The sequence below is a fragment of the Ensifer sp. Root127 genome, assembly GCF_001425225.1.
GTDB lineage: Bacteria > Pseudomonadota > Alphaproteobacteria > Rhizobiales > Rhizobiaceae > Ensifer > Ensifer canadensis.
Genome location: NZ_LMDX01000030.1, coordinates 1 through 24,816, shown reverse-complemented (window position 1 = coordinate 24,816; position 24,816 = coordinate 1). Strand labels below are relative to the sequence as shown.

The window sequence follows — 24,816 nt, the reverse complement described above, 5'->3', positions numbered from 1 at the left end:
GTGCCAGGGGCAGGGTCCGGCTATGCTGCTCTATCGATTTCCGGGATCAACTCCAGTTCGCCGTGAAGCGCAGTTTCCACCGTCTTGAGGTTGAAGCTGGTCTGCATGTTCATCCAAAATTCCGGCGTTGTGCGGAAATACTTGGCGAGGCGCAGAGCGGTATCCGTCGTTATCGGTGTTTGCTCCGCCGCTATACGCTCGATGCGAGTGCGAGGGACATTGAGCTTTTTCGCCAGTGAACCGGCGCTCATGTTCAGCGGAAGTAGGTACTCCTCGCGGAGGATTTCGCCCGGATGGACCGGAGGAAGGATATGGGTCATCTCAAGCTCCTGTGTGCCACGATTGGCCATCAATGGTCGTCAACTATTTCGACGTCTTCGATACCGGCATCTGTCCATACAAAACATATGCGCTACTGATCATTGATTCCTCTCAAGAGCAGAGACTCGATGGTCGGCGGCTCTCCGGCCAAAGCGGAATAGGAGCCCCAGATTTTCTTAGGGCGGTTTTCCCCCTGCCAACGCTAGGCCTAATACCGGCGCGCCCGCGTCGCGAAAACCTCAGAGCTGCGAGCCGATAGGGAGAATCGCATAAAATCCCGCCACGAATTGATCCCAGGGCGAACCCGTAGGCTCATGATAATAGATCCGCTGCGTCCCGTCCGGCTCGGTCTGCGTCCACGAGATCCGCTTGTCCTTGTTCAGCCTTACGGCAAAGGTTTCTTCTCTTAAAACGCCTCTTAGGGCATTCGACGTCATCCTGGTAAATTCAGGCGAGTCGATCAGAATGCCCATCTCCGTATTGATATTCACCGACCGCGGGTCCCAGTTGAACGAGCCGACGAACAGGTAACGATCGTCGATGGTAAACGCCTTGGCATGCAGACCCGATCGCGATTCACCCCAATTGACGCCGCGCCGCGCTTCTTGATCTGCGTCAGGCCGAAGTTCGTAGAGGTGGACTCCTCCTTCCAGAAGAGCCCGCCGGTCCTTTGCATAATGCGCATAGACTGGTTTCACGTCGTTTGATGCCAGCGAATTGGTTACAACCAACACCTCGACGCCCCGCGCCTCAAGTTCCCGCAACCACTCTGTGCCGCGTTTGCCGGGCACGAAATACGCAGAGATGATCTCAATCTTTGATGTCGCATCGGCGAAATACTTTGACAGTTGAGAGGCAAGAATCTCTTCTTCGTTGTCTTCACCGGCCGTTTTTGAAGGGGGGTCCGAGTACATTTTGGCGGGAACCCACGCGAGCTTCAGCGTCGATGGCGTTAGATGCTGCTTCGCAGCCGCACGCACCACGCTGGCATATTCCGTCTCTCGAGCATCCCCGACGATCTCGTCAAGGCGATCGCGCGCTTCGTCGAGACTGAACCCCTCTGGTTCGCCAACGACGGCGCGCGCCGGCACTGCAAACTTGCTGTTCCAGTACTCATCAAAGTTTGTCGAGACTTCATCGACAACGGGTCCAGCCACCAGCACATCGAGATCCGAATAGTTCAATTCCCTCTTGGCCAGGAAATACTCATCGCCGATATTGCGGCCACCGACGATCGACATGGCATTATCGGCGGTCATCGACTTGTTGTGCATCCGGCGGTTGATCCGCTTGAAGTCGGTGAGGACGGCCGCGACAAGGCTCTGATCCCGCCAGAACGGGTTAAAGAGCCGGATTTCGATGTTTTTATGCGAGTCCAGAGCCGCTGTCACGGCGTCATAGCCCTTAGTGTCCATGTCATCGAGCAATAGCCGCACCCGCACACCCCGATCCGCGGCTTGCAGCAAGCTCCACGCAAAGATTTTTCCGGTAGGATCATTGTGCAGAAGGTAATACTGCGCATCGATCGTCTGTTCGGCGGCCGCTGCAAGCGCCAAGCGCGCCGCCAGCGCTTCTTCTCCGTTGCCGATCAGCCTAACCCCGGAGCGACCGTCCCTAGGATCACCAAGCCTTTGGACAGCTTGTGTCAGCCGCGTGCTTGTCGGCTGCGCGGGCGAATATGACGGTGCTTGCTTGAATGTTTGCACGGTGTGAGAACAGGCGGCGAGGAGGAACAAGGAAAGCCCTGCGGCCAGGATAAATGATTTCATACTACGCCCCAGCCAGAATGCTCCACGCCACCGCCCCTTCGCGGCTCGCAAAGCTAGACTTTGGCTGCGCCGCGCACTTTGTCGCTACTACAGATATGCTCTCACGTTTTGAGATTGAGCACCATTCCCGGAGTGATATCGTCCACCAAACCTCATTGTCGCTCCGGGCCGGAAGGTGCCAAGGAGCCGCTTTCGCTTCGCGCGACATCATCGATATCGCCCGGTCGCTCGTCAGGCAGGGCAGGTGATGGCGAGGTCCCGAAAACCTCGTTGTCTGCGGTCCTCAATCAAAACGGAGCGGCTTGTCGGGCCTAGGCTTCCCGGATCCCGGCCGTTCGCCGTCGCGCTGCGGATCCTCCGAGACGAGGCTTTTAACCGGTTAAGCCGCGCGCGAACGGGCTCTGGCAGCGCTCCTGCCGGCGCCTGGTACGCTCATTATTTTCTCGAGTTGCCGGCGGTTCGAACCCACTCAAGGCGAGTGATGGAAGCCAACTGGTCCACCTCAATCAGCCGTGGCCCACCAGTTATTTGCGGCCCCTCACTTTCGGAAGATTGCTCAAGAGGGACTCGCACGCCTTTGTGATGTGGGTAACGAGCAGTTCTGTCGCCTTTGATCGCCATGCATGACAGGCCCGCCCGGCAATGTCTGGTGGGAATGCCGGTACCGCTCGGCCACTGCGGCGGTCCGGGTTCAGGTTTAGCTGTTTTCCATTTTGCGTAAAGCGCGGGTCCCGACGGGAGGGAAACTGGTTGCAATTAAATAACTAAATAGTTACATACTAAATTCGGTCGGCTTTTAGCCGGCGTGTGAATGGACCGCTCGGAGGGGGAATCGATGAAGGTTTTTGGGATGCAGCATATCGGCTTTACTGTGCCTGATCTTGAGGAGGCTGCGGGCTTTTTTGAAGCCGTATTCGGTGCCGCTAGATGCCTACAAACAGGGCCTATCGATGTGGACGACACCTTCATGCAAAGGCGCCTCGGTGTTCCTGCGGGCAGGCGGATCGAAAACATCATGGTGCTACGGGTCGGCAACGGGACCAACCTTGAACTGTTTCAGTATTCCGGAGAGGTTGACGGCGATGCGCCCCTTAAACGCAACAGTCAGCCGGGCGGTTTTCACATGGCGTTCGAGGTTGATGATTGCGAGGTTGCGGCAATGCGCTTGCGTGAGGCAGGTGTCGAGGTGCTCGAAGGGCCGACATATGTCGACAGCGGCGCCATGGAAGGGCTGACCTGGCTCTATCTGAAGGCCCCGTGGGGTCAGTTCCTCGAGGTTGTCAGCATGCCGGGTCCGCTTGGCTATGAACAGGCGGGAGGTCCGGTGCAATGGTCGCCGGTAACCGGTCGCTGACGCATGGTCCCTCCGCTCCGTTCGGTTTGGCGAGCGGATCACCTTCTAAGCACTAATTCACACAGGCAATTTTCCGTTGTCTTGGATGCGGTCATCTTCCTCGGCCGGAAAGGACCTTCATGCCCGATGAAATCATGATTGTCGCAAAGCAGGCCTTTGAGCTGGCGTCCTACGAGGACTTGCCGTTGAAGGCGGGCGAAGTTCGCGGGCGCACGCTCTACACCCTCGTCAGCCAAGGCACTGAACTGGGCTGGGCCAGTGGCGATGCTTTTCCCATTCGTCCCGGTTATGCCGCAGTCTTCAGGGTTGATGAGGTCGCCGGGGATGTCGTCGGCCTTCGGCCCGGCGAACTGAGGTTTGCGATGGGTGCTCATCGCGCCACGCAAACGCATCTCGCCAGACACACCCTGCCGCTGCCGGCTGATCTAGACCCCGGAACTGCAACGCTTGCACGTCTGATGGGCGTGTCGATGACCACGTTGATGACAACCATGGCTCGCCCCGGCGACCGCGTCGTCATCACAGGAGCCGGCCCGGTCGGCCTTCTCGCCGCACACCTTTTCAATATCAGCGGCTACCGTGTGACCGTCGTCGACCCTGACGAGCGGAGGCGAGCGCAGTTGGCACGAAGCGGTCTTTCCGATTGCAGAGAGCGGATGCCTCTTGGGGACGATGCCTTCGCCGGTCGGGTCGCGCTTGTCGTGGATTGCTCGGGGCATGAAAATGCGATCCTTGATGGATGCCGCCTTGTGCGCAGGCTTGGGGAGGTGGTCATGGTTGGCGTTCCCTGGCGCAAATGGACGGATGCATCTGCCCACGATCTCATGAACGCCGTCTTCTTCAATCTTGCCAGCCTGCGCTCTGGTTGGGAGTGGGAAATCCCAATGCACGCGCAAGGATTTCAATGGGAGGAGCTTCTCGCAGGGTACAACAATGCACCCCATTCAGTTTTCAGCGGTTTCTCGCTTGCGCTCGACTGGCTCGCTGAGGGCCGCATTCCACTCGACGGCCTGATACGGCAGGTCGTGCCAAACAATCCTTCATCGCTCTATTCGGATATCGCGGCCAAGCGCATTGAAGAGCCCTTCATCGTTCTCGATTGGACCCGTCTTGAGGGGGGAGAATAATGGAGCGCTCTCACCAGGAAAGTGGGCTGATCGTCACCGCCACGGCGCTTGCTGCAAATGCTGGGCTGCGCCTTGTCGGTCATGTGGTTGCGTACGCATCCAGGAACGCCTGGCGGGTGGCAGTTTGCGTGGTCGATCCGCAAGGCGCGACACTTGCGGCGGCGCGAATGGATGAGGTGGCGCCGCCAATCTTAGACTTCGCGATGGACAAAGCCTTCACCGCGGCGACGATGAGACGTACGACGGAAGCGTTCTTTGAGAGAATGGACAATAGTCCTTCGCTGCGGCTGGGCCTAGCCAATCGGTCTCGGCTTTTGGTCTGGGGCGGAGGTCTGCCAATCATCCACGGCGACCGGGTTGTCGGCGGGATTGGTGTGTCTGGTGCGCGAGACGTCGAAGATATCGAATGCGCCCGCCATGCACTCGACCTCGAGGGGCTGTCTTTCGAGCTCTAGCGAGCTTAGGCGCAAACCAGCCGCATGATGGTCTCGATATTGAAGCGGAGGCGTTCGTCGACCGCCTCCCTCGCCATCAAGTCACGTTCGAACACGATCGAGCCGGTGAAGCGGTTGGTGAGGTAATAGTAGCCGATTGCCGCAATGGTAATGTTCAGTTGCACTGGATCGATGCCGTGGCGAAAGACACCTTCAGAGGCGCCTCGTTCCAGCAACACTTCCACCATGTTGACGAACTTGCGGCTGGCCGTCTTGATCACTACGGATTTTTTCAGGTGCTTGGCGCGATGCAGGTTCTCGCTGTTGACCAGAGTGATGAATTCGGGGTTTTTCAGATAGTATTCCCAGGTGAAACGAACGAGCTTTTCGAGAGCTGCCTTTGGCTGCAAGTCATCGAGGTTAAGCTTCTGTTCCGCCGTGCGTATGTCGATATAGGCATCTTCCAGGACAGTCTGAAACAGGCCCTCCTTGCTTTCGAAATAGTGGTAGATCATCCGCTTGTTGGCCTTGGCCTTCTCGGCGATTACATCGACTCTCGCGCCGCCTAAGCCATTCTTTGCGAATTCTTTTTTGGCGGCATCCAGAATGCGTGCCTTGGTCGCCTCCGCATCGCGGATGCGCGGTTTGCGGCCCGGCTTTTCGGTCGGTTCGTTGATCATGCTCAAGGCCATTCCTCCAGCGCGCTCGCGGCTCATGTTGGCCAGTCATACACGCCAGCGTGCGTATCCGTCAAAGCGGTCAGTCGAAAATCATCAAGGCCGCAATCGCGAAAGGCTCTTGACTCCGGCTCCATCAAAGAAGTAACTAGTTAGTGCGTTAAGTGGGCGTGGGAGAGCTGAGGAGGCTCGGCCCCGAAGGTGTGGATCGCCTTTGTTGCCCTCTGAAAAACCCGCCGAATGCGGGGAACGTTCAAACGTGGATTTGGGAGGAACGCCATGTCGACCTTTATCAAGGACTTTATCGAGCGCGAGACGCTCAGCCGTCGCCACTTCATCCTGGCCGCCGCCGCCGGCGTTGGGGCCATGACGGTTCCGGCCATTCTCGGGCGCAGTGGCGCACATGCGGCGCTGGTCGATCCGGCCATCGCATGGAGCTATCGCGATCGCGCCTCCGCCTACTGGAATTCGGTGATCTCGGGCGCTGAGGCTTTTGTCGAAACGATCGGCAAGCCGAAAGGTGCGCTTGTCAGCCTGATCAATGAAGGCTCGTCGGAAAAGTCACTCGCCGACATCAAGGCCTTCCTCGCCAAGAACAACGGCAACTGCGCGATTGCCTGCGATGCCAATGACAGCCCGAATGCAAGGCCAGTGGTGGAGGCGGTGTCTGCCGCCGGAGGTTACATCTCGACAATCTGGAACAAGACAGACGATCTGCATCCCTGGGACTTCGGTGATAACTACGTCTCCCACATGACCTGGTCGGACGAGAAACCGGCGGAAGAAACCGCGCGGATCCTGTTTGAGGCCATGGGTGGCGAGGGCGGAGTTGTTCATCTCGGTGGCATTGCTGCCAACAACCCTGCGGTTGAGCGCCTCAATGGCCTCAAGAACGCACTCAAGGATTATCCGAAGATCGAACTGCTCGACGCGCAGCCGGCCGACTGGGACACGCAGAAGGGCGCGGAACTCATGGCGTCGTTCCTGACCCGTCACGGTGACAAGATCAAGGGCGTACATTGCGCCAATGACAACATCGCCTATGGAGTGATCGAGGCCCTCCGGGCCGAAGGCATCGAAGGCATGCCGATCGTCGCTTACGACGGCAATCTCGAGGCCGTGCAGATGGTGCTGGAGGGTCAACTCCTGGCGACCGTCTTTACCAATCCGCATTGGGGCGGCGGCGTCACCGCGGCGCTCGCCTATCACGCAGCAATCGGCAGCTTCAAACCGTCCGAAGAGTCGAAAGAGCATCGTGAATTCTACGGTCCGACGATCCTCGTTACCGCCAAGGATGCAGAGGAATTCAAGGCAAAGTATCTCGATTCCGTGCCGGCTTACGACTGGAAGGATTTCTGGGGCCCGTCCAACGGCCAGATCCAGTACTGAGCTATCCGTCTGATGGAGGCGTCGTCGCATTCGCCTCCATTTCATTCATCACAGTCCGGGCGAAGGGGTGCCTAACGTGACACGTCGCATATCGCGCGAAACCTTGATCAAATGGGCGCCGTTGCTGGTGCTGATCGCGCTGGTGATCTTTTTCACCGCCCTCAATCCGACCTTCTTCTCGGTCCGCAATTTTGCCCGCATCGCCATCGCGGCGGCGCCGGCGCTGATGGTCGCCGTCGGCGTGACATTCATCATCATCATGGGATCGATCGACCTTTCCATGGAAGGAGCGATCTCGCTCACGGCGGTCGTATTCGCGTTCGCCTTTGCGAAGTTCGGCGGCACGCTGATGAGCGCCGGTTGGCTGGCCATTCCGCTTATCCTTATGGTCGGCGGGCTGATCGGGCTCGTCAATGGGCTGGTTCACGTCAAGCTGCGAATACCCTCCTTCATGGCCAGCCTTGCGATGGGCTTCGTTGGGACCGGGGCTGCAATCCTCCTGACGGGCGGCGATATCGTCAAGGTGAGCGACGCAACGTTTCGGGGACTTTTGACCGTGCGCTGGTTCGGTTTCCCGATCATGGTCTACATCGCCGGCTTCTTCCTGCTCGTTGCCTGGTTCATACAAGCGCACACCACGCTCGGCCGCAACTTTTATGCCGTCGGTGGTGGCGAGGAACTGGCACATGCATCCGGTCTCAACGTCAACCGCGTGCGTGTCACCGGTTTCGCGCTTGCCGGCGTCTTTTACGCACTGGCAGCGATCCTGGTCGTGGCGCGCATCGGTCAGGCCGAGTCCGTGACCGGCTCGAACTTCATGTTCATCTCGATCACCTCGGTCGTAGTGGGTGGCGTTGCGCTCTGGGGCGGGATCGGGGGTGTGTGGAACGCGCTCGTCGGCGTCCTTATCGTCGGTGTCATCAATAATGGAATGGTCGTCGTCGGTCTGCCCGATTTTCTCCAGGACGGGGTTCTCGGATTGCTCGTCATTCTTGCTGTCGTGCTGTCGACCGACCGCAAGATGGTTTCCTTCGTGAAGTGAGGCAGGGCCATGTACGAACTGAAAGCCGTCGATAAGAAATTCCCCGGTGTTCACGCACTCAAGGCTATCGATTTTCACATCAAGCGCGGCGAGATCGTCGGGCTGGTCGGCGAGAACGGCGCGGGCAAATCCACATTGATGAAGGTGATCTACGGGGCCTACCAACCCGATGGCGGGCACATTCTGATCAATGGCCAGACCGTGCGCTTTGCCAATCCTCGCCAGGCCATGGAGAAGGGTATTGGCATGGTCTTTCAGGAGCAGTCGCTGATTGCCAACCTGACGGTGATGGAGAACATTTTCCTTGGTTACGAACAGCAGTTTGTAAGGTTCGGCGTCATCAACTGGAACGCAATGGCAACGGCAGCCAAGGCGCAACTCGCCAAGGTCAAGCTCGATATCGATCCCGCGACCATTACCTCGAAGCTTTCCTTCGCGCAGCGACAGCTTGTGGAACTTGCCAAGGTTCTCACCCTCGAAGAACGCGTTGACGGTGATCTGGTCATTCTTCTCGATGAACCGACTTCGGTTCTGTCCAAGGAAGAAGTGCAACTGCTCTTCAAGCTGGTACGCGAACTGGTCACGCGCGCGTCCTTCATATTTGTCTCCCATCGCATGGACGAGGTGATGGAGCTTTCAGACCGTATCTACGTGATGAAGGACGGTCATGTCGTCGATGTCGTGGAGCGCGGTACCGCCCAGACCGAAGCGATCCAGCACAAGATGGTCGGCCGCAACGTCGACAAGGAATACTATCGCGAACAGCTGCAGAAACCCTTCGATCGATCCAAGGTTCTGGTCGAGATGGATGGGGTCGGACTGCCCGGACGCACGAAGGACATCTCCCTAAAACTGCATGCCGGGGAAGTCTTGTGCCTGGTGGGAACGGAAGGGTCGGGGCGCGAGGCGATCTTGCGGATGATCTACGGAATGCTCACCCCAACCCAGGGAAATCTCCAGATCAAGGGCGGCAAGGTGAAGATTTTCTCGCCTCGCCACGCAGTGAACCAAGGTGTCGGCTACGTCCCTCGCGAACGCAAGGTCGAGGGCATCGTCGCCGGCATGAACGTCTACGAGAACATGACACTCTCGCAAATGAACAAGCATTCTCGCGCCGGCGTCCTGCGGATATCCGAAGAGCGCGCACTTGCGCGCGACTGGATCAAGAAGCTTTCGATCAAGGCACATTCCGAATTCGCGGATTGCGGAAACCTGTCCGGCGGCAATCAGCAGAAGGTCGTTCTAGCCAAGTGGCGATCGGCGGGATCGGACATCATGCTGCTCGATCACCCGACCCGCGGCTTGGATATCGGAGCCAAGGAAGATGTCTACGACATGATCCGCGAAATGAGCGGTGCCGGTGTCGGCATCGTCCTGGTCGCCGATACCCTGGAGGAGGCCATCGGGCTGTCTCACACCATCGTCGTCGTGAAGGATGGCCGCATTCAGAAGAACTTCGATTGCGTGCCGGGGGCAAAGCCCTCGCTATACGATCTCCTGCATTACATGATCTGAGGGAAACATGGACATTCAGCGTCTCAAACCGCATCTTCCCTGGATAACGCTGCTGGTGCTCGTCGCCCTCGTCGGCGTTACCCACCCGGGCTTCCTGAAGCCAGCCAATCTCATGAGCCTGGCGGGTGATATCGTGCCGCTGTTCATCATGGCACTCGGACTGACCTTTGCCATTTATATCGGCGGGATAGATCTGTCCGCCCAGTCGATGGCGAACATGGTGACCGTCATTGCATCGGTCTACCTTGCCTCCATGGGCGCCTGGGTCGCTGTCGCCTGCGTTGCCGCAGGCTTCCTGCTGGGCACATTGTCGGGGTATGTGACGACGCGGCTCTATGTTCCGTCGTTCATCTCCACTCTTGCAGTCGGCGGCGTGGCGTTCTCGGTCGCGCAATGGCTTTCCGGGCAGCGCGCGCTCAACATGGACGCGACCCAGCGAAACGAGACCTTCGGCTGGATGATCGGTCGTACATGGGGCGTGCCGAACGAACTCTTGATCTCGGCCGTGCTGCTTTGCATCTGCCTATTTATCGAACGCCGCACGACGCTCGGCCGGGCGCTGAAAGCAGTCGGCGCCGGCGAACTGGCGGCTGCGGCCTCCGGGCTCAACGTGGCACGCTACAAGATCCTTGCCTTTGCAATATCAGGGGCACTGGCGGCGATTGCCGGACTGCTCTTTGCCGTCAAGCTTTCAGGCGGCGCGCCGACGATTGCGAACGGGTTCCTGCTGCCGGCAATCGTTGCGGTTTTGGTCGGTGGTACGCCCCTGACCGGGGGTGTCGGAGGCGTTCTCAACACGGTCATCGGAACGCTGATTGTCGCCGTCATCCGCGCCTCCATGCTCTATTTCGAGATAGACGCAACACAGCAGCAGATGGTTTTCGGCATCGTTCTCATTGTCGCGATCGCACTCACGATCGATCGCGCCAAGTTGCGCACGGTGAAATAGGAGGCGGCGATGGGCAAGATGCAAGCCGCGGTTCTGGTCGAACCGCGCCGTTTCGAGATAATTGCGGTCGAAGTTCCGTCGATCGGCCCCGATGATGCCCTTATCCGTGTGACGCGGACAGGCATATGTGGGACCGACGTCCATATCTTCAACGGCCATTATGCCGCCGACCGGCTACCACTTGTTCCAGGCCACGAGTTCTGCGGCACGGTCGCCGACTTCGGCGGGAGCGTTCGCCATCTGCAGCGTGACATGCGCGTGGTCGTGGACATCAATATCGGTTGCGGCACCTGCTATTGGTGCCGCCGCAACGAGGTCCTCAACTGCGCCGAGGTTGTCCAGGTCGGCATTGGTCGCGATGGCGCCTTTGCCGAGTATGTGGCCATCCCGGCGCGCCTCGTCATACCGGTTCCCGACACCGTGCCTGATGCCGTACTCGCCTTGACCGAGCCGGTCGCATGCGTTGTGCGTGCGGCGCGCAAGGCGAATGTGACATTTGGGCAATCGGTCGTCGTTTTCGGAGCAGGCCCGATCGGCAATCTGCACGTTCAGATGATGCGCCTGGTGGGTGCCGCTCCAATCATTGTTACAGATCTGTCGACTGACCGCTGCCGAATGGCACTGGAGGCGGGAGCGGACGCGGCCGTGTCGGACCCCACCACTCTCAAGGCGACGGTGATGGCCATGACCGACGGACGAGGCGCCGATATCGTCATTGAAAGCGTTGGTAGCAAGGCGCTCTATGGCCAGGCGTTTGAACTGTCTCGTCGTGGTGGCCATGTCGCCTTTTTCGGGATCACAGCGCCTGGCGAGACGGTGCCGGTCGATATCCTGAAGACCGTGCTTGAAGAGGGCGGTTTGAAGGGATCGGTCGCTGGCATGGGCGAGGACATGCATGACGCGTTGACGCTCCTTGCACACGGTCGGTTCGAGACGAAGGACTTCACCGGCGCCGACTATCCGTTGGATCGAATCCAGGAGGCGTTCGATACGCTCGCCAATCGGTCCCATCACCTCAAGACCCAAATTGTGATGGCGTGATCGCGCAGGCGTTGCTAGATCGCGCATAACTGTTCAGTTACTAATCCATCGCCTGATGGATACGGAATCTCAGAGTGGAGGCATCCCATGGACCAAGTCAAAAACTACCTTCTCCCGCCAAAGGCCCCGCGTGAATTTGGCTTCTTCGTGGATGGACGGTGGCATGAGAGCCGTGACCAGTTCGAGCGCCTGTCGCCTGGCCATGGCGTTCCAGCCACGCGCACCGCGAAATGCACTCCGGAAGATTTGAACGCAGCTGTTGCCTCCGCTCGCCGGGCTTTCGAGGATCGCCGTTGGTCCGGCCTTTCGGGGGCCGCCCGTGGGGCAGTCCTTTTGCGTGTTGCCGAGATTCTGCGGCAACGCCGGGATGAGATCGCCTACTTTGAAACATTGGAGAATGGCAAACCGATCGCCCAGGCGCGCGGAGAGATTGATCATTGCATCGCCTGCTTTGAAGTCGGCGCCGGTGCCGCTCGGCTCTTGCACGGCGACAGCTACAATTCGCTGGGCGACGGACTATTCGGCATGGTTCTTCGCGAACCGATCGGTGTCGTGGGTCTCATTACCCCGTGGAACTTTCCATTCCTCATTCTTTGCGAACGCGTGCCCTTCATCCTTGCCTCAGGCTGCACGATGGTGGTCAAGCCTTCGGAGGTGACGTCCGCGACCACGCTCATCCTTGCCGAGGTGCTCGCCGAGGCGGGACTGCCTGATGGCGTCTACAACGTCATCACCGGTTCGGGCCGCACCATCGGCCAGGCTCTGACGGAACACCCTGATGTGGACATGCTGTCCTTCACCGGCTCCACCGCAGTCGGGCGCTCGTGCGTTCACGCGGCCGCCGACAGCAACTTCAAGAAGCTCGGACTGGAACTGGGAGGCAAGAACCCGATCATCGTTTTTGCGGATTCGGATCTCGAAGATGCGGCGGACGGGGCGGCATTCGGCATCAGCTTCAACACTGGGCAGTGCTGCGTCTCGTCTTCGCGGCTCATCGTCGAACGCTCAGTGGCCGCGGAATTCGAAAAGCTTCTCGCCGAAAAGATGGCGCGGATACGCGTCGGCGATCCTCTCGATGAGGCTACCCAGGTCGGAGCGATTACCACCGACCAGCAGAACACGACCATTCTGGATTATATCGCCAAGGGCAAGGCGGAAGGCGCACAGCTCGTTACAGGCGGCCAGGCCATTGATCTCGGCAAGGGCCAATATATCGCACCGACGCTGTTCACCGGGGTTTCCCCTGACATGGCGATCGCCCGGGACGAGATCTTCGGGCCCGTCCTCTGCTCGATGTCGTTCGACACGATCGAACAGGCGATCGAGTTGGCCAACGACACTGTCTATGGCCTCGCTGCCAGCGTGTGGACCAAGAACATAGACAAGGCATTGACGGTCACCCGCCGCGTTCGCGCCGGTCGTTTCTGGGTCAACACGATCATGGCAGGTGGGCCGGAGATGCCGCTGGGCGGCTTCAAGCAGTCCGGATGGGGACGCGAGGCGGGCACCTATGGCGTGGAGGAGTACACCCAGGTCAAATCCGTTCACGTCGAGATCGGCAAACGCTCACACTGGATCGCATGATGGTGCAAGGATTTGACTATGTGATCGTCGGAGGCGGCTCGTCGGGCTGCGTGCTTGCAGCGCGCCTTTCGGAAAACCCAGCGACAAGGGTCTGCCTCATTGAGGCCGGTGGGCGCGACAGCCATCCGCTGATCCACATGCCGGTCGGTTTTGCAAAGATGACTGCAGGCCCGATGACCTGGGGTCTGACCACGGCGCCGCAGATACATGCTAACAACCGTGAGATCCCCTACGCCCAGGCGAAGGTACTCGGCGGCGGATCCTCCATCAACGCCGAGGTATTCACCCGCGGTCACCCGAGCGATTACGACCGCTGGGTGGAAGAGGGGGCGGAGGGCTGGGGCTTCAAGGACATCCAGAAGTATTTCTTGCGGTCCGAGGGCAACACGATCCTCTCGGGACAATGGCATGGAACCGACGGGCCGCTCGGCGTCTCGAACATAGCCAATCCGCAAGTTCTGACGCGTGCCTTCGTTCAAAGCTGCCAGGAGTTCGGAATTCCGTACAATCCGGATTTCAACGGCCCCGTTCAGGAGGGCACGGGCGTTTACCAGACTACGACCCGCAACAGTCGGCGCTGCTCGGCGGCTGTGGGATATCTGCGCCCGGCACTCAAGCGCCGGAACCTGACGCTGGTCACAGGCGCGTTGGTGCTTCGGGTGGTTTTTGAAGGGCGACGCGCCGTGGGTGTCGAATACGCGACGGGTGGCGCCTCCAGGATCGTTCGCGCCGACAGTGAGGTCATCGTGACCTCCGGCGCCATCGGCACACCCAAATTGATGATGCTTTCCGGCGTCGGCCCGGCAGCGGCCTTGCGCGGCCATGGTATCGACGTGGTCCAGGATATGCCTGGTGTCGGCGAGAACCTGCACGATCACTTTGGCGTCGATATCGTTGCCGAACTCAAGGGACATGACAGTCTGGACAAGTACAACAGGCCGCATTGGATGCTTTGGGCCGGCCTGGAATATGCATTGTTCAAGTCCGGCCCGGTTGCTTCGAATGTCGTTGAGGGCGGTGCGTTCTGGTATGCCGACAAGGCCAGTCCCTGTCCCGATCTTCAGTTCCATTTTCTGGCTGGGGCGGGGGCGGAGGCCGGCGTGCCGAGTGTTCGAAAGGGCGCCTCCGGCATCACGTTGAACTCTTACACGGTGCGTCCGAAATCGCGTGGTTCAGTCGCCTTGCGTTCGGCCGACCCGCGCGCGCTTCCGATCGTAGACCCCAATTTCCTGGGTGATGCCGATGACCTGCGGATCTCCGTCGAAGGCATCCGGATCAGTCGGGAAATCTTCGCACAGCCCTCGCTGCAGAAATATATCAGGACCGTGCGTTTTCCAGACCAGAACGTGCGCACCACCGCTGATTTCGAGGCCTATGCACGTCAGTACGGGCGCACATCCTACCATCCGACCTGTACCTGCAAGATGGGACGAGACGAGATGTCAGTGGTGGATGCCAAGCTGCGTGTTCACGGCCTCGATGGTCTGCGCATTTGCGACAGTTCGGTCATGCCGAGCTTGGTCGGTTCCAACACCAACGCGGCATCGATCATGATCGGCGAAAAGGCCTCCGACCTGATCCGTGGTAACGCTTGAGGCAACTTCATGCGAACGGAACGGGCGGCCTTGCGGCCGCCCTTTCCGTTAGTCCCATTCAGGAACCCAGGGCAACATGCCCGGGGTGATGATGCGATACCCGGTATGCGTCATGGAATCGATCCGATCCATATCGATCGAGGACAAGGTAAAGTCCATGATCTCGAAGTTCGCCCGGATATTCTCCGGCTTGGTGGACATCGTGTTGAGCGGTACGCCCTTCTGCAGGATCCAGCGTAGCGCGATCTGCGCGGCGGATTTTCCATAGGTCGCGCCAATCTCCCCAAAGATCGCATGCTTGAACACCTCGCCACGGGCAACCGAAGCGTAGGACGAAAGCGGGATCCCTGTCTCGGTCGCTGCAGCCAGAAGCGCCCTCTGATCAAGCAGCGGGTGAAACTCCACCTGGTTGGTCACGAGCGGGACCTCCGAAATCGCTTTGGCTTCACGCATCATCCGGGCGGTATAGTTGGAGACGCCAATATTGCGCGCCATCCCGGCGACATGAGCCTTTTGCAGGAGGCGCAACGACGGAGCGACGTCGCCGCCGATTGGTGGCCAGTGCAAGAGGAGAACATCCAACTGGTCTATCTTGAGCGCCTTCAGGCTCGCTTCGACCGAGGGGAGGAACTGCGCCTCGGTGTAGTTGTCGGGATGGACCTTGGAAGTGATGCACAGCTCGTCGCGCGCAACGCCTCCCTCGAGGAGCGCCTGCCCCGTATCGGCCTCGTTGCCGTACATTTGCGCGGTGTCGAAAGCCCTGTAGCCGACATCAAGCGCGGTCTCGATTGCGGCTTTCAATTCGCCTGCCTTCAGCGGATAGGTGCCAAAGCCCCGTTGATGGCATTTTTCGAAATAGATGTTCATTGCTCCTCCTTCGCGTTTTGCGGCTTTGCGCCGTTGTGGCCACGGCGCAAATTGCCCTTGCCTGCCCTTCATTGTCGTGTTTAATGTATAACTGGTTAGTTACTTAGTGCAACGACAAAAGGAGTGCGCAGCAATGTCGAAGGTGAAAACTGCAGCGGAAGCCGCCGGGTTGGTTAGGGACGGTGCCGTGCTTGCGGTTAGTTCCTCTTCGGGGCTTTGCTGCCCCGATGCGGTCCTCAAGGCGCTGGGAGAGCGCTTTGAGCAGGAAGGCCATCCTCGCGGATTGACCTCTGTGCATCCGATCGCAGCCGGCGACTTCTTTGGCACAAAAGGTGTCGATCACATCGCAAAACCGGGCATGCTCTCCAGGATCATCGGAGGATCCTACCCGTCCGGACCGAGCAACGCCGAGCCACCCCTGATCTGGCAGATGATCCTGAAGGAGGAAGTTGCAGCCTGGAACGTGCCGTCGGGCATTGTGTTCGACATGCTGCGCGAGGGCGCTGCCAAGCGGCCGGGCGTGTTGACCAAGGTCGGAATGGATACGTTTGTCGATCCGGACCAGGAAGGCTGCGCGATGAACGCGACGGCCCGTGGCGCTCCGATGGTTAGCCGGGTGGAATTTGCTGGCGAGGACTGGCTGCATTTTCCGGCTATCCATCCCGATGTCGCCATCATCCGCGCGACGACGGCCGATGAGAATGGAAATCTGACATTCGAGCAGGAGGGCGCGACGCTCGGTGCGATGGAGATGGCGCTGGCGGCTCGAAATTCCGGCGGACTGGTGATTGCTCAGGTCCGCAGGGTTGCCGCGACAGGGACATTGCGTCCACACGACGTTCGCGTTCCCGGCATCCTCGTCGACGTCATCGTCGAAGCGCCCGACCAATTGCAAACGACTGCGACCCCTTACGACCCGGCCATTTCAGGTGAACTGTTTCGGCCCCTGCACACATTCCGTATCCCGGCTCTGGACGTGGGCAAGGTGATCGCACGGCGCGTCGCGCAGGAACTACAAGCGGGTTGGGCCGTCAATATCGGGTTCGGTATCTCGGCCAACGTGCCGCGTGTTCTCATCGAGGAAGGACATCACGGCAAGATCACATGGGTCATCGAACAAGGCGCCGTCGGCGGCATTCCTCTGCTCGATTTCAAGTTTGGCTGTGCCGCCAATGCCGAGGCGTTCGTCGCATCACCGCATCAGTTCTGCTATTTCCAGGCCGGAGGTTTTGACTGCTCGCTGCTTTCCTTCCTCGAAATCGACGCCGAGGGTTCCGTGAATGTCAGCCGCCTGGCTGCGACACCGCACCGGACTGCCGGCGCAGGCGGCTTTGTCGACATCACGGCACGAGCGAAAAAGATCGTCTTCTCCGGCAATTTCAACGCCGGCGCCAAGATGCGGCTTGAAGACGGGCGCCTGGTCATCGACAAGGAAGGACGGGTCGCCAAGATTGTTCCCAAGGTCGATCAGGTCAGCTTTTCGGGCAGGCGTGCCCGTGCCCAGGGCCAGGACATCACTTATGTCACCGAACGCTGTGTCATGCGGCTGGAGGCGGATGGGCTGGTTATCACCGAGATCGCGCCCGGTATCGACCTGCAGCGCGATGTCCTCGCCCAGGCGACAACGCCACTGCGTGTTTCCGACACGCTGAAGATCATGGACGACGTACTGTTTCGCGCGTCAACGATGGGGATGGCGCTGTGACCGACCCGCGTCTCGACCTCGCAATTTCCGGGGATATCGCCTGGCTGACGATCCGGCGGCCTGACAAGCTGAACGCGCTCGACGCCGATATGGTCGATGCGCTGATGCCGATATGTCGCGCGATAGAGCGTTCCACCGCGCGGGTTGCGATCCTGACGGGGGAGGGATCCCGATCATTCTGCGCAGGCGGCGATATCGATGCGTGGAGCAGCGCCTCGCCGAAGGCTTTTGCGCGTCATTGGGTGCGCGACGGCCATGCTGCCTTCGACGCGCTCGCACGCCTTTCCGTGCCCTTGATCGCGGTCCTGAATGGACACACGCTGGGCGGCGGATTGGAGCTGGCGGCCTGTGCTGATCTGAGGATTGCCGAAGCCCATGTGCGCATCGGTCAACCGGAGCCGGGTCTGGGCATCATCCCGGGCTGGTCAGGCACGCAGCGTGTGGCGCGCCGCTTCGGCGCCCAAATCGTGCGACGGATGTCGCTCTTCGGCGAAGTCTATACAGCTGATCAGGCGCTTGACCTGGGCTTGGTCGATCAGGTGGTTGCGACCGGCGAGGGGCTGGCTGCGGGCGAGAGGGCCGCGGCACGGGTGATCGGTCGCTCGGGTCGGGCGGTTGAACTGACCAAGATGCTGATCAATGCCGCGGAAGGCGAGGAAAACGAACGGGTCGTTGAAAGCTTCGCCGGTGAGATCGCCGCAGGCTCTGAGGAATTGCAGGAGGGCCTGGCGGCGTTTCGAGAAAAGCGTTCGGCGTCCTTTGCGCAAAAGGCGCGCCCGTGACGGCAGCGCCAAAACGCTCCGACACAGTGTCGCCTTGATGCATGTCGGGGCGTTGTGTCGAAACAACGGACGTGGAAACTTAAACGAGATGGACGAGATTTTATGACGCCCGAAGACAGGATACTGCTTCGCGACCTATTCAGCGTCGCCGTTAGTGCCGCCGATCCGGAAACAGCCCTTCGCGCGCATCTTCCTTCACGACCGCGCGGACGCACGATCGTTATCGGGGCCGGCAAGGGAGTAGCTCAACTCGCCCGCGCATTCGAGCGCTTGTGGGATGCGCCCGTCGAAGGGGTGGTGGTCACGCGCTACGGCTATGGCGTGCCGTGCGAACGGATCCGCGTCGTCGAGGCTGCGCATCCGGTACCCGATCTTGCCGGGCTCGAGGCGTCGCGGCTGCTTTTTCAGGCGGTCGAGGGATTGACGCAAGACGATCTTGTCGTAGCTCTTGTGTGCGGTGGCGGGTCGGCGCTTCTTCCGTGCCCACCAGGTCGCTTGACGCTTGAGGACGAAGTGGCGCTGAACCGGGCCCTGCTTTCGAGCGGCGCACCGATTTCGGTGATGAATGCCATCCGCAAGCAGGTGTCGGGCATAAAGGGAGGCCGTCTTGCAGCCGCCTGCCATCCTGCGAAAGTCGTCAGCCTCGTGGTCTCCGACGTGCCGGGGGACGATCCGGCGCAGGTTGCATCGGGGCCGACGATACCGGATGCCACCGATCGCGCCCATGCGCGGGTAATGGTGGATGCCTGGCGCATCCGCATCCCACCGAAGGTGGCTGATTGGCTCGCAGACGATCAGGGGCTCGCGCCGTTTTGGCGCGACCATGTCTTCGCAGGACATGAAGTGCATGTGATCGCCTCGGCACGGCTCTCTCTCGAAGCCGCTGCAATCCATGCGCAGGCCGAAAGCATCCCAGCAGTCATCCTGTCGGACGCGATCGAAGGTGAGGCCCGGGACGTCGCCCGGGTCCACGCGGCAATCGCGCGCGAGGTTGCCCTGCGCGACAGGCCGTTTACCCGACCGGTGCTGATCCTGTCCGGCGGCGAAACCACGGTTACCCTTCGCGGCAATGGGAAGGGCGGACGCAACACCGAGTTCCTTCTAGCCTTGGCGATCGCAGCTGACGGCGTCCCCTTCACTGCCATCGCCGGCGACACCGATGGTATTGACGGTTCCGAAGACAATGCTGGTGCATTCGCCGATGGACAGAGTGCGGCTCGGCTGCGCGCGCTCGGCCTCGATCCTGTCGCCACGCTTTCCGCCAATGACGCCTGGACGGCATTTGACCGTCTGGGGGACCTGTTCGTACCCGGCCCGACCGGGACGAACGTCAACGATTTCCGTGCCATCCTGATCAGGTGAGCCTGGCGGCTCTACGGGGCCGACGCAAATTGCCGAAGAGGCTGGGCGGAGCCGGCCTCTTCGGCAGGCGTATCGCACTAGCCGGCTACAGGCGTCGGTGCATCCTCGCGCAAAAGCCCCTTGACCTTTAGATCGACCCAGAAGTCTGCGGGGATGGGGTGCGCAAACCAGGCCAGGTTCTGGTTCAACTGCTCAACCGTCCGCGTACCAGCCATAAACGACGGAATGGCCGGATGCGCGGCCACGAACTGCAGCGCAGCTGCGGCCAGCGGTACGTTGTGGTCCCTACAGACCGCTTCGATCCTGCTGACCTTGTCGAGGATCGCTGTCGATGCGGGCGCATAGTTATACTTTGCTCCCTCTTTTGCCCCAGTCGCCAGAATGCCTGAATTGAACCCTCCGCCGACAATCACTGCGGCGCCTCGCTCCTCGCACAGGGGCAGGAAGGCATCGAGCGAATCCTGCTCGAGAAGGGTGTAGCGGCCGGCCAGAAGGAAGCAGTCGAAATCCCTCTGTTTCAAGGCTTCAAGGCAGACTTCCCATTCGTTGACGCCGACGCCGATCGCCTTGATCGTCCCCTCATCCCTCAACTTCTCGAGGGCACGCCATGCGCCGTCCATGGCTTGTTTGAAAACCTCCGGCTGATCGTTTCCTCGTGTGAAGACGTCGATGTCATGGATGAAGCAGACGTCCATCCTTTCGAGGCCCATGCGCTGGAGGCTGTCCTCGAACGCCCGCATCGTCCCGTCGTAACTGTAGTCGAAATCCATCTCAAAGGGAGCGGCGTCGACCCAGGGCGTGAAATCGATCGTCTCCCGCTTAGCTGGCTTCAGCCGGCGGCCGACCTTGGAGGAAAGGACGAAGTCGTCCCTGTTCTTCCAGCGCAAACTGTAACCCGTTCGCAGTTCGGCAAGCCCATGACCGTACATCGGCGCGGTATCGTAAAACCGGACGCCGGCGTTCCAGGCCGTGTCGAACATCGCCTCGGCGGTCGGCTCGTTGATGGGGCGAAAGATGTTGCCAAGTGGCGCCGTTCCGAAACCGAAGGTGGTCACGTTGATGTCGATCCGACCGAGTTTGCGCTTTTTTCCGGGGTGCATGCTGATCCTCCTTAAGTAACTGAATGGTGAATTGTAACCACGCCCGGAGGACCGGCGCAAGCCGGTTGAAGCAACGTCGAAAAATTTTCTGACTTGACGGAAAGGAGTTCGCGGCAGTATGTAACTAGATAGTTACTACTAGCGGGATGGAGAACATGTATCTGAGCGAAACGCAGGACCAAGTGCGCGAGATGGCCCGCGCCTTCGCCGACGAAGTGATCCGGCCGATGGCGGAGCAACTCGATCGCGAGGAGCGATTCCCGGCCGACCTCTATGATGAAATGGGCAAGCTCGGCCTGTTCGGAATTGGTGTTCCCGAAGCGCTCGGCGGGCCGGGATTCGACACCTTGACCTATGCCGTGGTGATGGAGGAACTCAGCCGCGGCTACGCCTCGGTCGCCGATCAATGCGGCCTGATTGAGCTCATTTCCACGCTATTGGTGCGCCACGGAACAGTGACCCAGCAAAAGATGCTGCCAGCCGTTTTGAGCATGCAGACCAAGGTTGCCTACTGCATCACCGAGCCGGAGGCCGGCACTGATGTTTCGGGTATTCGCACGACGGCGACGCGCGACGGCAACGGCTGGCGTCTGAACGGCGGCAAGATCTGGATACACAATGCTCCGGTCGCAGACGTCGGCTTCGTGCTCGCGAGAACCGACAAGGAAGCGGGCAATCGCGGCATGTCGATATTTGTCGTCGATCTGCACGCCGCGGGTGTCGAGAGAGGGCCGAAGGAGCACAAGATGGGTCAGCGGGCAAGCCAGGTCGGCGCGCTGACGTTTACGGATGTGAGCCTTTCGGCGGATGCGCTTCTGGGCGAGGCAGGTCGTGGTTTCCACATGATGATGTCCGTTCTCGACAAGGGGCGCGTCGGTATCGCAGCCTTAGCCGTCGGCATTGGGCAAGCCGGCCTTGAGGCTGCCGTCGACTACGCCGGTACCCGCAAACAGTTCGGCAAATCCATCGCCGACTTCCAGGGCGTACAGTGGCTTTTGGCAGACATGGCAAAGGACATCGAGGCGGCGCGGCTCTTGGTTCATTCGGCCGCATCCAAGATTGATGCCGGCGCGGACGCGACCAAGGCTTGCTCGATTGCCAAATGCTTTGCCGGCGACATGGCCGTTCAGCGCACGGCAGACGCCGTGCAGGTCTTTGGCGGTTCGGGCTATATTCGCGGCTTCGAAGTCGAACGCCTCTATCGCGATGCGAAGATCACCCAGATCTACGAGGGTACCAATCAGATCCAGCGCATGATCATTGCGCGCGAACTTCTGAAAAAGGGAGCACGCGCATGACTGGGACTGATATGCGCCCGGTGGCGCTGGTTACCGGCTCGTCGCGCGGTATCGGTCTGGCTGCTGCGGAGGCATTGGCGAAGGAAGGTTTCGCAGTGGCGGTCAACGGTCGCGGCGATGATCGCGAACTTGCCGCGGCGGTTGCTCGCGTTGCCGCGCATGGCAATCCAGTGATGGCCACTCCCCTCGACGTCACAAACTTTGCGGCCCACGAGAATGTCCTGGCAAATATCGAGGCGCAACTCGGCCCTTTGACGACCCTCGTCAACAATGCGGGCGTTGGGGTATTGCAGCGCGGCGACCTGCTTGATGTTTCACAGGAGAGCTGGGATCGCTGCATCGACGTCAATGCCAAGGCCATGTTCTTCCTCAGTCAGGCCTTTGCTCGCCGGCTGTTGTCTCGTCAACGGTCTCGGATGTTTCATTCGATCGTCAACGTGACATCGTCGAACGCGGTCGCGGTCGCCGTTCAACGCTCGGAGTACTGCGCCTCGAAATCAGCAGCAGCGATGATCTCCAAGACGCTCGCCGTGCGGCTAGGACCCGAAAACATCGCAGTTTACGACGTGCAGCCGGGACTGATTGCCACCGACATGACGGCACCAGTCATCGATACCTATCGCGAGCGGGCCGAGCAGGGCCTGACCCTGTTTCCGCGCCTCGGTAAACCCGAAGAGATGGGGGCGATCATTGCGTCACTGGCGACCGGCAAATTTCCCTACACAACCGGACAGGTGATCTCGGCGGACGCCGGGATGCTGGTTCCCCGCTTCTGAGGTTCATCATGAAGATAGCGCTTCCCGATACGAATGGCAGGCTGACCGATTACTCGCTGACAGGTCGTCCCATCGCTCAGGCCGTGCTCGGCAATAACCCTGCCCGGGTGGTCTATTCCGCCGCCCACGTGGTCGCTGATCCCTTCACCGCCAATGACCCGTCGGGACGCGCGACGATCGATTGGGAAAAGACCATGGCGTTTCGCCGATATCTCGCCGGGCTCGGCCTTGGGATCGCCGAAGCCATGGATACCGCCCAGCGAGGGATGGGGTTGGACTGGCCCGGCGCACTGGAACTGATCCGCCGCACGAAGGTCGAAATACCGGATGCCCTGGTCGCAAACGGTTGCGGCACAGACCATCTGGATCAGGCAGCGTCCTATACGCTTGATGATGTCAGGCGGGCCTATCTCGACCAACTCGAGGCCATCCAGAAGGTCGGTGGACGCGTCATCCTGATGGCATCGAGAGCATTGGTGAAGGCGGCCAAGACGCCCGAAGACTACGTCAAAGTCTATTCCGATGTGCTAGGCGCCTGCGACCAGCCCGTCATCCTTCATTGGCTGGGCGAAATGTTCGACCCGCAGCTTGCTGGCTACTGGGGATCGAAGGATTTCGCAAAGGCCATGCCGGTTGCGCTTGCCGTCATCAACGAGAACGCCTCAAAGGTCGATGGCATAAAGATCTCGCTTCTCGACAAGCAGAAGGAGATCGACATGCGCCGGCTCCTGCCGGCCGGTGTGAAGATGTATACGGGCGATGACTTCAATTACCCCGAATTGATCGAAGGTGACGCCGAGGGCTTTTCGCATGCACTGCTGGGCATATTCGATCCGCTCGCACCCGCTGCGGCATTTGCGGTGAAGAGCCTGGGCGACGGCGACACGTCCGCGTTTCGAGCCACCCTGGATCCGACAGTGCCACTGGCGAGGCTGATCTTCCGTGCGCCGACGCAGTACTACAAGACAGGCGTCGTGTTTCTCGCTTGGCTCAACGGATTCCAGGACCACTTCGTCATGCTGAACGGTGCGCAGGCGATGCGGCCCTTGCCTTACTTTACCGAAGTTTTCCGGCTGGCAGATGCATGCGGCCTGCTGCGCGAGCCCGAAATGGCCGTCAACCGGATGAAGCGGCTGCTCGCATTTTACGGAGCCTGAGATGAGGAACTTTGCCAATGATCACAGGGCGCTGGCTCTCAACACTGCAAGCCTCGGCCACAATCTCGAAGGCTACGGCGCGGGATGGTCTGCGGAACGGATCATTGACGCCTGCGCCGAGCGCGGTCTCGGCGCGGTCGTTTTCTGGCGCCGCGAAATAGGATCGCAAGCGTTCCAGATCGGAGAGCGGGTCCGTGCTGCCGGCATGACGGTCGCAGGTCTCTGCAGAACGCCCTTTCTCGTCGGCTCGCTGGCGAGTGATGCGCGCGCGGTCATGGATGACTTCGAGGCCTCGATTGACATGGCGGCAGCTCTGCGCGCCAAAGTCTTGACCATTGTCGTGGGCGGCGTTGAGCCAGGCACCAAGGGTGTCGAGGAAAGTCTCAAGATCGTCGCTGACCGTGTCGCGGAGGCCGCCCCCTACGCTGCAGCACACGGCATCAGGCTGGCGCTTGAGCCACTCAATCCGGTCTATGCCGGGAACCGCTCCTGCCTGACGACGCTTCGTGACGCCATCGATCTCTGCGACGCGATTGCCGCGCCGAACGTCGGCGTCGCGGTCGACGTCTATCATGTTTGGTGGGACACGGACGTTGCCGCACAATTGCAGCGGGCCGGCGCCGACCGCATCTTCGGCTTTCATCTCTGTGATTGGCTTGCCGACACCACCGACGTGCTTCTCGACCGCGGGATGATGGGCGACGGCGTCGCGGACCTCAAGGCTTTGCGCAAGGCGGTGGAAGGGGCTGGCTATTCGGGTCCTTGTGAGGTGGAGATTTTCTCGGCGAACAATTGGTGGAAGCGCGATCCCGGCGAGGTGCTCGACGTCATGGTCGAACGCTTCTGCACTGTCTGCTGATGCCTGGAGAGATTGCCATGAAAATACTTGTGACGGTTAAGCGGGTGGTTGACTACAACGTCAAGATCCGGGTGAAGGCTGACGGCTCGGGTGTCGAGCTTGCCAACGTGAAG

The 24,816-nt window shown here is 60.1% G+C and carries 22 protein-coding genes; 17 read left to right on the top strand and 5 right to left on the bottom strand.

Features of this window, described 5'->3' with window-relative positions:
• Positions 1-20: 20 nt before the first annotated feature.
• Positions 21-320: a HigA family addiction module antitoxin gene (locus tag ASD03_RS26955; protein ID WP_057217589.1), complete on the bottom strand. Its 300-nt coding sequence runs from the start codon at positions 318-320 to the stop codon at positions 21-23.
• Between the two features lie 240 nt (positions 321-560).
• Positions 561-2,090, bottom strand: a complete 1,530-nt coding sequence (locus ASD03_RS26950) for a phospholipase D family protein (RefSeq protein ID WP_057217556.1) — start codon at positions 2,088-2,090, stop codon at positions 561-563.
• Between the two features lie 835 nt (positions 2,091-2,925).
• Here ASD03_RS26950 and ASD03_RS26940 point away from each other — a divergent pair.
• The 3 genes from ASD03_RS26940 to ASD03_RS26930 all read left to right on the top strand — a co-directional run bounded on the left by ASD03_RS26940 (position 2,926) and on the right by ASD03_RS26930 (position 5,026).
• Entirely contained in the window at positions 2,926-3,444 is a 519-nt protein-coding gene (locus tag ASD03_RS26940) for a VOC family protein (protein ID WP_057217552.1), read from the top strand.
• A gap of 119 nt (positions 3,445-3,563) precedes the next feature.
• Positions 3,564-4,571, top strand: coding sequence for a zinc-binding dehydrogenase (locus tag ASD03_RS26935; protein WP_057217550.1), 1,008 nt, complete (start codon positions 3,564-3,566; stop codon positions 4,569-4,571).
• Positions 4,571-5,026, top strand: coding sequence for a heme-binding protein (locus tag ASD03_RS26930; protein WP_057217548.1), 456 nt, complete (start codon positions 4,571-4,573; stop codon positions 5,024-5,026). Before ASD03_RS26935 ends, ASD03_RS26930 begins: the two co-directional genes overlap by 1 nt.
• 5 nt (positions 5,027-5,031) lie before the next feature.
• Here ASD03_RS26930 and ASD03_RS26925 read toward each other — a convergent pair whose 3' ends face one another.
• Positions 5,032-5,685, bottom strand: coding sequence for a TetR family transcriptional regulator (locus ASD03_RS26925; protein WP_057217586.1), 654 nt, complete (start codon positions 5,683-5,685; stop codon positions 5,032-5,034).
• 276 nt (positions 5,686-5,961) lie between these two features.
• Here ASD03_RS26925 and ASD03_RS26920 point away from each other — a divergent pair, with 276 nt between their 5' ends.
• The 7 genes from ASD03_RS26920 to ASD03_RS26890 all read left to right on the top strand — a co-directional run bounded on the left by ASD03_RS26920 (position 5,962) and on the right by ASD03_RS26890 (position 14,797).
• Positions 5,962-7,071 carry a sugar ABC transporter substrate-binding protein gene (locus ASD03_RS26920; protein WP_057217546.1) on the top strand — a complete coding sequence of 370 codons (1,110 nt, stop codon included), beginning with the start codon at positions 5,962-5,964 and terminating at the stop codon, positions 7,069-7,071.
• 76 nt (positions 7,072-7,147) lie between these two features.
• A complete protein-coding gene (locus tag ASD03_RS26915; protein ID WP_057217544.1) occupies positions 7,148-8,113 on the top strand; it encodes an ABC transporter permease in 966 nt (321 codons plus the stop codon).
• Positions 8,114-8,122: 9 nt separating this feature from the next.
• A complete protein-coding gene (locus ASD03_RS26910) occupies positions 8,123-9,628 on the top strand; it encodes a sugar ABC transporter ATP-binding protein (RefSeq protein WP_057217542.1) in 1,506 nt (501 codons plus the stop codon).
• A 7-nt stretch (positions 9,629-9,635) separates the two neighbouring features.
• Positions 9,636-10,577: an ABC transporter permease gene (locus ASD03_RS26905; RefSeq protein ID WP_057217540.1), complete on the top strand. Its 942-nt coding sequence runs from the start codon at positions 9,636-9,638 to the stop codon at positions 10,575-10,577.
• Between the two features lie 9 nt (positions 10,578-10,586).
• Positions 10,587-11,618, top strand: a complete 1,032-nt coding sequence (locus ASD03_RS26900; protein ID WP_057217537.1) for an alcohol dehydrogenase catalytic domain-containing protein — start codon at positions 10,587-10,589, stop codon at positions 11,616-11,618.
• A gap of 87 nt (positions 11,619-11,705) precedes the next feature.
• Positions 11,706-13,202: an aldehyde dehydrogenase family protein gene (locus tag ASD03_RS26895; protein WP_057217535.1), complete on the top strand. Its 1,497-nt coding sequence runs from the start codon at positions 11,706-11,708 to the stop codon at positions 13,200-13,202.
• Positions 13,202-14,797: a GMC family oxidoreductase N-terminal domain-containing protein gene (locus ASD03_RS26890; RefSeq protein ID WP_057217584.1), complete on the top strand. Its 1,596-nt coding sequence runs from the start codon at positions 13,202-13,204 to the stop codon at positions 14,795-14,797. The genes ASD03_RS26895 and ASD03_RS26890 overlap by 1 nt, the downstream gene beginning before the upstream one ends.
• A gap of 48 nt (positions 14,798-14,845) precedes the next feature.
• On the opposite strand, the gene ASD03_RS26885 is transcribed toward ASD03_RS26890, so the two are convergent.
• A complete protein-coding gene (locus ASD03_RS26885; protein ID WP_057217533.1) occupies positions 14,846-15,664 on the bottom strand; it encodes an aldo/keto reductase in 819 nt (272 codons plus the stop codon).
• 133 nt (positions 15,665-15,797) lie between these two features.
• On the opposite strand from ASD03_RS26885, the gene ASD03_RS26880 reads away from it, so the two are divergent.
• From ASD03_RS26880 to ASD03_RS26870, 3 genes are all read left to right on the top strand, one after another.
• A complete protein-coding gene (locus ASD03_RS26880; protein WP_057217530.1) occupies positions 15,798-17,369 on the top strand; it encodes an acyl CoA:acetate/3-ketoacid CoA transferase in 1,572 nt (523 codons plus the stop codon).
• The gene (locus tag ASD03_RS26875) at positions 17,366-18,151 is read left to right on the top strand and encodes an enoyl-CoA hydratase/isomerase family protein (protein WP_057217528.1); all 786 of its coding nucleotides are present in this window, start codon (positions 17,366-17,368) and stop codon (positions 18,149-18,151) included. Before ASD03_RS26880 ends, ASD03_RS26875 begins: the two co-directional genes overlap by 4 nt.
• Positions 18,152-18,253: 102 nt before the next feature.
• Complete coding sequence (locus ASD03_RS26870; RefSeq protein ID WP_057217526.1) at positions 18,254-19,513, top strand: glycerate kinase; 1,260 nt, start codon at positions 18,254-18,256, stop codon at positions 19,511-19,513.
• A gap of 77 nt (positions 19,514-19,590) precedes the next feature.
• On the opposite strand, the gene ASD03_RS26865 is transcribed toward ASD03_RS26870, so the two are convergent.
• Entirely contained in the window at positions 19,591-20,613 is a 1,023-nt protein-coding gene (locus ASD03_RS26865; protein WP_057217524.1) for an aldo/keto reductase, read from the bottom strand.
• 155 nt (positions 20,614-20,768) lie between these two features.
• Between ASD03_RS26865 and ASD03_RS26860 the strand changes: the two genes are divergently transcribed.
• The 4 genes from ASD03_RS26860 to ASD03_RS26845 are packed head-to-tail and all read left to right on the top strand — an operon-like array spanning position 20,769 to position 24,703.
• Positions 20,769-21,911, top strand: coding sequence for an acyl-CoA dehydrogenase family protein (locus ASD03_RS26860; protein WP_057217522.1), 1,143 nt, complete (start codon positions 20,769-20,771; stop codon positions 21,909-21,911).
• Positions 21,908-22,687 (top strand): 3-ketoacyl-ACP reductase, encoded by a 780-nt coding sequence (locus tag ASD03_RS26855; RefSeq protein WP_199197104.1) that lies wholly within the window; start codon positions 21,908-21,910, stop codon positions 22,685-22,687. Before ASD03_RS26860 ends, ASD03_RS26855 begins: the two co-directional genes overlap by 4 nt.
• A gap of 8 nt (positions 22,688-22,695) precedes the next feature.
• On the top strand, positions 22,696-23,844 hold the full coding sequence (locus ASD03_RS26850; protein WP_057217517.1) for a dihydrodipicolinate synthase family protein: 1,149 nt from the start codon (positions 22,696-22,698) through the stop codon (positions 23,842-23,844).
• A gap of 1 nt (position 23,845) precedes the next feature.
• Positions 23,846-24,703 (top strand): sugar phosphate isomerase/epimerase family protein, encoded by an 858-nt coding sequence (locus ASD03_RS26845; RefSeq protein WP_057217514.1) that lies wholly within the window; start codon positions 23,846-23,848, stop codon positions 24,701-24,703.
• Positions 24,704-24,816: the final 113 nt, after the last annotated feature.

Excerpts from the sequence above, each read along its gene's own strand:
- ASD03_RS26885 (WP_057217533.1), bottom strand. The coding sequence starts at position 15,664 with ATGAACATCTATTTCGAAAAATGCCATCAACGGGGCTTTGGCACCTAT.
- ASD03_RS26910 (WP_057217542.1), top strand. The coding sequence starts at position 8,123 with ATGTACGAACTGAAAGCCGTCGATAAGAAATTCCCCGGTGTTCACGCA.
- ASD03_RS26870 (WP_057217526.1), top strand. The coding sequence starts at position 18,254 with ATGACGCCCGAAGACAGGATACTGCTTCGCGACCTATTCAGCGTCGCC.
- ASD03_RS26950 (WP_057217556.1), bottom strand. The coding sequence starts at position 2,090 with ATGAAATCATTTATCCTGGCCGCAGGGCTTTCCTTGTTCCTCCTCGCC.
- ASD03_RS26895 (WP_057217535.1), top strand. The coding sequence starts at position 11,706 with ATGGACCAAGTCAAAAACTACCTTCTCCCGCCAAAGGCCCCGCGTGAA.
- ASD03_RS26890 (WP_057217584.1), top strand. The coding sequence starts at position 13,202 with ATGGTGCAAGGATTTGACTATGTGATCGTCGGAGGCGGCTCGTCGGGC.
- ASD03_RS26925 (WP_057217586.1), bottom strand. The coding sequence starts at position 5,685 with ATGATCAACGAACCGACCGAAAAGCCGGGCCGCAAACCGCGCATCCGC.
- ASD03_RS26905 (WP_057217540.1), top strand. The coding sequence starts at position 9,636 with ATGGACATTCAGCGTCTCAAACCGCATCTTCCCTGGATAACGCTGCTG.
- ASD03_RS26900 (WP_057217537.1), top strand. The coding sequence starts at position 10,587 with ATGGGCAAGATGCAAGCCGCGGTTCTGGTCGAACCGCGCCGTTTCGAG.
- ASD03_RS26860 (WP_057217522.1), top strand. The coding sequence starts at position 20,769 with ATGTATCTGAGCGAAACGCAGGACCAAGTGCGCGAGATGGCCCGCGCC.
- ASD03_RS26920 (WP_057217546.1), top strand. The coding sequence starts at position 5,962 with ATGTCGACCTTTATCAAGGACTTTATCGAGCGCGAGACGCTCAGCCGT.
- ASD03_RS26955 (WP_057217589.1), bottom strand. The coding sequence starts at position 320 with ATGACCCATATCCTTCCTCCGGTCCATCCGGGCGAAATCCTCCGCGAG.
- ASD03_RS26935 (WP_057217550.1), top strand. The coding sequence starts at position 3,564 with ATGCCCGATGAAATCATGATTGTCGCAAAGCAGGCCTTTGAGCTGGCG.
- ASD03_RS26940 (WP_057217552.1), top strand. The coding sequence starts at position 2,926 with ATGAAGGTTTTTGGGATGCAGCATATCGGCTTTACTGTGCCTGATCTT.
- ASD03_RS26865 (WP_057217524.1), bottom strand. The coding sequence starts at position 20,613 with ATGCACCCCGGAAAAAAGCGCAAACTCGGTCGGATCGACATCAACGTG.
- ASD03_RS26845 (WP_057217514.1), top strand. The coding sequence starts at position 23,846 with ATGAGGAACTTTGCCAATGATCACAGGGCGCTGGCTCTCAACACTGCA.
- ASD03_RS26880 (WP_057217530.1), top strand. The coding sequence starts at position 15,798 with ATGTCGAAGGTGAAAACTGCAGCGGAAGCCGCCGGGTTGGTTAGGGAC.
- ASD03_RS26850 (WP_057217517.1), top strand. The coding sequence starts at position 22,696 with ATGAAGATAGCGCTTCCCGATACGAATGGCAGGCTGACCGATTACTCG.
- ASD03_RS26930 (WP_057217548.1), top strand. The coding sequence starts at position 4,571 with ATGGAGCGCTCTCACCAGGAAAGTGGGCTGATCGTCACCGCCACGGCG.
- ASD03_RS26855 (WP_199197104.1), top strand. The coding sequence starts at position 21,908 with ATGACTGGGACTGATATGCGCCCGGTGGCGCTGGTTACCGGCTCGTCG.